Origin of the sequence: Candidatus Hakubella thermalkaliphila, from assembly GCF_013281975.1 — a bacterium.
GTDB classification, from domain to species: Bacteria; Actinomycetota; Humimicrobiia; order Hakubellales; family Hakubellaceae; genus Hakubella; species Hakubella thermalkaliphila.
In genome coordinates, this window is record NZ_BLRZ01000236.1 from 1 (window position 1) to 1,506 (window position 1,506).

Below are 1,506 nucleotides of genomic sequence, written 5' to 3' on the forward strand. Positions count from 1 at the left end.
AAACGCCAAGCATTGACATCATGATTGAGGCCACCAAGGCCAACGCACAGATTCTTCTGATACAACACGTCCTGCTCTCTTTTCTCATGTGTTAACCTGGCTGTCTCAAGGGCTGCGCCCCATAACTGGTGGAAATTCCTGTAACCATACTATACCCTCTTATTGCCGTAACAGTAAATGCTTCGAATTGCATCACTGAAGTTTCATCTATGATACCATGAAAACGCTGCGCCTCTTAGGGCATAAAGTTAGCTGTCAGTTAAGCCGAGAAAAGGAGGCACAGAAAAAATGGCATCAATTAGTATCAAAAGAGTAATTGGAATGGACGTAGGCAAAATAGACTTGGCCTACAACCGTTCAGAGCCAACACAGCGAGTAAAGGAAGAGCTATAACAAGTAGGCAAGTGTGCTTTCGCACCGTCTTCCCTCCCTTTAGCGGCCTAACGGCACGCGCTTCAACCGCAGCCCCGAAGCAAGCGGAGGCGCTGTCGGCTGCAAGCGCATCTTAGGCGACCCACATCAAAGAAGATCTATCACCTCCGGGCCTTAAGGACCACTGTCCCCGCAAGCTTGTCATGCCAGGCTTGAGCATTCTTATCGAAAAGAGCCCAAAAATAACCCAGGCCAAAGAAGAGCCCGCTAAGGAATCTACCAACTATCTCCCGCAAGGACATCCTGCCAAAACCTGGAATTGCTCCCGTCTGATGATCCACCACCCGAAGGCCCAGTATCAACTTACCGGGAGTGAGTCCCTTTGGTAGTAAGCTAAGGAACCAGACAAAGTACGCGATAGGCAGAACGAAAGCCAGAACGGAAAACAGAACACCGGCCGCCCCGGCAAGATCCTCGGAAATGCTGCCAACCATCACGGCAAGAAGCCCAAGCGTCATCGCGCTGAGACCCCATAAGCCGAAGGCTATAAGGGGGTCTATTATCAGAGCTGCCCAGCGAGTAAACAGGTTGGCTTTCTTGCCCTTGGCTGGATCCGGGACGAAATCGCTACACCACGCGCAGAAACAGCTATCTGGCATAATCTCGTTGTTGCAGCTTGGACAGATCATTGCCTTCCTCCTTTCTTCGTTCGCCTAACAGCAGGCTAAAAGAAGTGCGGGGGCATTTGTTTAAAATTTCTTTGCTTTTAGCCTGCTGTTAGGCGACCGGTAATAGTTTAGTTTTTCCAAAATCCACTGACCTAATCTTAGTTCATAGTGTATCAACCCCCCCCAGGCTGTCAAGCATTTTTTTGCTTTGTTATTGGCCGCAGTCGCCCTTACTTCTCCACCAGCTTTACCTCAATCCCACCGGTAATGAGGACAGAAAGACCAATCTTCAGGTTACCGATCAGACCTGATCAGTTCTCTCCGCCCTAGCTATGCAGACATAGCCTTGCTTAAAGATTATCCAGGGAGATGGGGGCCAGAAGCTACAACATGAGCCTGAGCCACCTCCCGCCTATTCCATGTACTTTTTGGCTATGCCATAGACAACGGGTACCTCGAAGTACTT

At 49.7% G+C, this 1,506-nt stretch carries 1 protein-coding gene; it reads right to left on the reverse strand.

What is annotated here, in order from left to right; translation table 11 throughout:
* Window positions 1–533: 533 nt before the first annotated feature.
* A complete protein-coding gene (locus HW443_RS11170) occupies window positions 534–1,061 on the reverse strand; it encodes an RDD family protein (protein WP_176231758.1) in 528 nt (175 codons plus the stop codon).
* Window positions 1,062–1,506 lie beyond the last annotated feature (445 nt).